This is a genomic window from Candidatus Latescibacterota bacterium (genome assembly GCA_019038625.1).
In the GTDB taxonomy this organism is placed as follows: domain Bacteria; phylum Krumholzibacteriota; class Krumholzibacteriia; order Krumholzibacteriales; family Krumholzibacteriaceae; genus JAGLYV01.
This window is the reverse complement of record JAHOYU010000146.1, coordinates 1-6,095: the sequence shown is the minus strand read 5'-3', so window position 1 is coordinate 6,095 and position 6,095 is coordinate 1. Positions and strand designations below refer to the sequence as shown.

At 55.8% G+C, this 6,095-nt stretch carries 2 protein-coding genes; both read right to left on the bottom strand.

Features of this window, described 5'->3' with window-relative positions; genetic code table 11:
* Positions 1 to 52 precede the first annotated feature (52 nt).
* A complete protein-coding gene (locus tag KOO63_11210; GenBank protein MBU8922374.1) occupies positions 53 to 5,749 on the bottom strand; it encodes a choice-of-anchor D domain-containing protein in 5,697 nt (1,898 codons plus the stop codon).
* Positions 5,750 to 5,907: 158 nt separating this feature from the next.
* A partial coding sequence (locus KOO63_11205) for a hypothetical protein (GenBank protein MBU8922373.1) occupies positions 5,908 to 6,095 on the bottom strand: 188 nt, incomplete at its 5' end.

The following is a 6,095-nucleotide window of genomic DNA, read 5'->3' as shown; positions in this document are numbered from 1 at the left end:
AACTGCCCTCCTCTCGTTTACTAAATAACGGTTGACACCAGCCGGATCCATATCACCTGAGCAGCACCATCTTGCGCGTCTGCACAAAGTCACCGGCTACGAGACGATAGAAATACATCCCACTCGCAACGACCTTTCCTGAGGCATCACTTGCCGTCCAACTGATCTCCTTGCGCCCTTCAGTCATCTGATGGTCTACAAGAGTAGCGACCAGTTCGCCCTTCACGTTGTAGACGCAGAGTTTTACGTGTGCTGCCTGTGGCAGGTCAAACCTGATCATCGTCACCGGGTTGAACGGATTCGGCACGTTCTGATGCAGGGCAAACGCCTTCGGGACTCCGGGGATATCGTCATCTGTGGTCGAGCCGGGCGATGCCGCGTCGCTTTCGTTACCCACATGATCGAGTGTCGTGATCTTGTAATGAACATCCCATCCGTCGTATTCGGGATCGCTCCAGATCGGCGTCACCGTCTGATGGACAAGGTTTCCCGGGCCCGGGATGAATCCTTCTTCAGTATCCCGGTAGACCCTGTAGTATTGGAAGTCGGATTCAGGCGCGCTGTCCCAACTGAGCTCATTCCCGCTGCCGGTGTTATAATCGACAGCGAATCCCAGTGGCACACCGGGCGCAATATTGTCTACAGAATACCCGCTGTCGGCAGGACTGTCGAAATAGACTGCCGGCGTGGTAGAATGTGCTGAGACGTAGTAGACGGAATACGGGATCGTCGCGGCCGAATCTGCCAGCGTCGGCGCGAGCCCGAGATACTGCTCCTGCTGCGATGCCGATACGGTACCGACTACTTCCCAGAGACCGGGAGGCGCCGCCGCGGGTGCGTCAGCGATGTTGCCAGGATCAGATGCCAAAGTTGCACCTTCGATGCCACTTGCCCCCGCCACCAGAGCCATCAGCTCCGCGCGAACGACAAACAATCTTCCATCATATTCTATGTATCCATCTTCAGTGCGCTTCCCCTCAGCAAGCACAGCAGCCGCAAGCACGGGGCTGTCGACACGCCTGTGCATGTCGTACCGCTCTATCGGATTATCGATTTCCGAGAGATCATCATAATGTGATCTTTTGAAATAGACCCTCGCCCATCCACCCTGGTCTCCCGGCACATCGACTATCGAATCGATCGAAGCGTACGCGCTGGCCCATGTAAAGGTCGCAGTATAACGTATCCTGTCGATGACGGGCAGAGTGATGTCATGAATCGTATCACCGGCGTCGCTCCAGTTGGCGAAGGAGTAGATGATATCTCCCTGTAACTGCGGAGAGGAAGTGCCTATCTCGTGCACGGCGCCGGAACGTGAATAGAAAGTATACGGAGTAGCGAACGGCTCGCCGTCGACTGTCACATCGAAATGGGTGGGATCGCCATCGATATCGACCCTGACGACTTCGTATCCACCCTCATACGCGCCCATGTCGATCTCGCTCCCCTGTATCCTCGGATTGCCATCGAGGTCGGTCGAAGGCAGTCCCGGCACGGTCTGATCACCCTCGTCGATCGCGGGTGAACCTGTGACAAGATGCAGATCGCCCGAGGCCATGTCGACCAGGTCCGGATCGGCCTCCGTATTCTTTCCTCCGTCGATCCCGTACGATGTCGCCCAGCCCGGGCCGCTGTCGCCGCAGTACTGGATAAGCGAGTATGAGATCACCGGGTCGCTGTAGCCATGGTTCGCGATCTCGGTCAGGAACATGCTGTTTGTCTCGTCACCCCACATGATCACGTTGATCAGCGTCGGGCTGCTGTAATTCTCGTTGAACAACGCCGCGCCGCTGTCGTCTACCCTGTTCCTGCTGAAGGTGCAGTTCACGATCAGCGGGCTGCTCACGTCGTTATAGATCCCGCCGCCGAAATCCGAAGCGTCATTCTCGAAGAAGACGCAGTTGTAAAGCTTCGCGTCGCTGCCGTTGCGGAAGTAGATCCCGCCGCCTACCAATCTTGCCCTGTTATTTCTGAAAACGAGATTTCGCAGAGTCGGGCTGCCTTCGTTGCAGAACATCCCTCCACCCCTCTGTTGCCCGGGTGGCAGGGCGTGTCCCCATTCTATGACAAATCCGTCAAGTACCGCGGTACTGTCGGTATAACTGCCGATCACTACATGCGCTGAATTGTCGTCGATATCGCCTTCGATACCGATATTACCGCTCAGCACAGTAGTATTCGCCGAAAGGTCGCGCTCGCTCAGAAGCGATTCCGTTCCAGCGAAGCCGCCGTATATGGCGAGATCATTTCTCAACATGAACGATTCGTAGACATCATTGGTGCCTGAAGCGTAATACGTCCCCTCCGCCACCCAGATCTCGGTGACATTGCCGCAGAGGTCCGCCCGCGCGAGAGCATCCTGAAGACCCATAAAAGCGTCGGTCCATGAAACGCCTGTTTCTGCGCCGGCAGCATCGACATCGACATAAAGGATCGTATCCGGAGGGCAAAGATACGCGGTGCCAGTCACCGTGACGTCTCCGCAGAGATATGTTCCTGTCTCGACGACACACTGATGCGTTCCTTCGACCGTCGGCTTGAATCTCACAGTCACTTCCAGCGTATCATAACGATAGAGTGAAAACGGAACTTCTCCGGCCGGCAGGTTGTACTGGCCGTCCGACATGGAGATATACCCGCTGAGTATCCCTCCGCCGGCGTTGGTTACCGTGAACGTCGTGTCGTAACTGTCGCCCACCATCACGAACCCGGGCAGATCGATATCTACCGTGTCGATCTCGCATACGGGCCCCAGGCCGGTGCCCGTGCAGAAAACATCGCTCAGAGTCGTGTTCCCAGTCGCGATATCGCAGGTATGGACTCCTTCGTAGTCCGGCTCAAAACTGACCTGAACCAGAAGGTCCTCTCCCGGATCCAGACTATAATCGGTCAAATCGTTGAATATTCTATAGTACTGCCCTGTGATATTGAACTCTTCGGAAAGCGTCAGATCTCCGATGTTGCTCACGGTAAAGCTGCGATTCTGGCTGGAGAGAATGGGGACCGCCCCGAAATCGAGACTGGTCGGCTCGACACTGCCTATAGCCCCTTTGATCTTCTGCGCGTATAGTTCGGCAAATTCACCTGAAGGCCGCTTGTCACTCCATACAAGAATAGCACCCTGGAAGCCGTCACTGACGAGCCTGGGGCCCATCTGATCTTCGGTAGCGGTACACACGGGGATCCCGTTCGCGGGCACGACCCACTCGAGGTCCCCTGAGGGCCCGATACGGCTGGTGTAAATATCATGGTCCACCGCGGTGCGGTAATCCGTCCAGGCGATCACCACTCCACCGGCACCGTCCGATATCATCTGTATCTCGAACTGGGGGTTGGAGTCATAGCTGATGACCCTGCCGTCAGGGTGCCAGACGCGGATTCCGTCCGATCCTACATGCTGAGCATAAACAGAGCCGCTTCCGCCGCGGTGATCCTCCCAGACTACTATTGCCCCTCCCGCGCAATCCGATGCGACCTGCGGCAGATACTGGTCGACGACAGACAGATCGATGACCTGCCTTCCGTTCGCGGGCCAGAGAGCATTGCCTCCAGAATTGATCTTCTGGACGAATACGTTATCGTTTCCATTCCTCGCGTCGCGCCATGTCAAAAAGGCGCCACCCGAACCATCCGGCGCCATCTCCAGGTTTTCTTTCTGGTACAATACAGTACAGACTGACACTCCGTCCGCGGCCCATTGCATAGTTCCAGCGTAATCGACACGCTGCGCGTAGATGTCCATGTACCCCGCCCTGTTATCCAGCCATCCAATTACCGCTCCGCCCGAGCCGTCAGGAACGATCAGGCTTTCCCATTGGTCGCCTGTTGCCGAACAGACGAGCTTTCCGCCAGGCCCCCACAACAATACGCCCACATAGCTTATTCGCTGTGCGTATACATCATAATTTCCGCCGCGGCGGTCGCCCCATACGACGATAGCTCCTCCGACATTGTCCGAAACAATCCTCGGAGCGCTTTCGTCCTCGGGGTTATTGCTTACAACGAAACCATCGCTGGTCCAGAGCGAGTTACCGCTGGCATCAATCCTCTGAGCATAGATGTCGTTATTGCCGTTGCGGGAATCGGTCCAGACGATGATCGCCCCGCCGGCCCCGTCGGAAACCATACGCGATGAGCTCTGGCTTCCCAACACGCGACTGACCGGGAGCCCCTCCGTGGTCCAGAGGGCGTTTCCCAGCGAATCCATCCTCTGTGCGTAAAGATCGTTCTCGTCTCTGCGTCGGTCGGACCAGCAGATGATCGATCCTCCTGCACCATCTGTGACGATATCCGAGGCTGTCAGGTCGAAATCCTTGATAGCCACTGGAGCACCGTGGTCTCTCCACAGATCGTCGCCGTCGGGATCAAGCCTCTGGGCAAATATCTCCCCACTCCCGAAAGTAACGCGTTCGTCGTACCAGCTTAGTATGATCCCCCCGGAGTCATCCGATACCGTTCTCAAATCTTGCTGGTCCCCGATTGCACCGCAGACTTCGATTCCGCCTGCTGTCCATAGCAGCGCCCCTGTAGCGTTCACCCTCTGACTGTAGATATCCCTGTTACCACTTCTATCGTCTTCCCACGCGATTATAGCGCCTCCTGCTCCATCAGCCACTATTTGGGGAATGGGAAAATCTGTTCCCGGGGTACACACTTCAATACCGTTTGCGGTCCATTCCGCGATTCCGAGCAAGTTGATCCGCTGCGCGTAAATCTCATCGTCGCCAGTGCCCCTTGCATCCCTCCATGCCAGGATCGCTCCCCCCCCTCCATCGGTAGTCAAGCGGACATCGTACCGATAATCGGTGGCACTACAGACAAGGACACCATCTGCAGCCCAGGGAGTAATTCCGAGAGAAGTGATCCGCGCCGCATAGATATCCCAATCAAGGGCTGCCCTTAAGTCTTCCCAGGCGAAGATAGCTCCGCCCATACCATCCGAGATCATCTCGAGATAATCCTGATTGTAATCGTAATCACAGACTACGTTACCATCAACCGACCACAATACGGCGCCGCTCGAATCGACCCTTTGAGCGAACAGATCGTTGTTGCCGTTGCGGTTGTCATCCCAGCCGACGATCATACCTCCCGCTCCGTCAGAGACTATCTCGTGTCTCTCCTGATTGCTCGCCTCTGTACATACAGCCACACCCCCGACTGTCCATCTTGGCACGCCTCCGGGGCTGAACCGTTGAGCGTAGATATCATCGTTAGCATTTCTGGAATCCTGCCACGCGATGAGCATTCCGCCGAATCCGTCCGGAATCACTTTGAGGTTGATCGGATTTTCGATTCCTGAAAACACGGCCACCCCACTCGCCCCCCAAAGCAAGTTTCCGCTCGCGTCTATACGCTGAGCATAATGACCGCTGCTGCCGTACGCGTAATAGACTATTACGGCTCCCCCTGCCCCGTCAGATACGATTTGCTCTTTGCTATAACCGGACGGATCGTCCCCGACCAACAAACCGTTGGTCGCCCACTTCTGCTGCCCCGTGGCATCTATTCGCTGAGCGTACAGATCCCGTCCTCCGTTTCGCTCATCCACCCAGCAGATGATCGATCCTCCGGCACCATCGGTAGTCATCGGCGAAGACGAAGCATAATAGACTTCCGGACGAACGAAGGTGACTGCAGGCTCTCCGTCGGTGGTCCAGATCGCCGATGCGGGAATCGGAATCACTGCCGAAAGTGATATGATCACGAGGAAAAACAGAAACCCTTTAAACGGTGTTATTTGTCTCATGTGAGGCCCTTCTCCTGGCAATTTTGATGAGTATGATCTGCCGTCCATTCTATCATATTGTGAATGGTTTTTCAATGTGCCTGAGATGATTCGGAGAGGCTATATCGCATGCTTACCTGATTTCAGGCGTGTAAATACAACGGAGGCAACACTTACGTTTACACTTTGCCTGTTTTGGCCACACCCCGCAGAAACAGCGCCAGGGGGATGAAACAGATCATGCCAGAAAAGAAGACGACAAGGATCCCGCGCACGTCTATCGGCACATCAGCGGCACAAGCCTGGAATACCATTGCGGGGATCACTCCAATGAACAACACGCTGCACAAGAGTAGCAGTCCCGCCC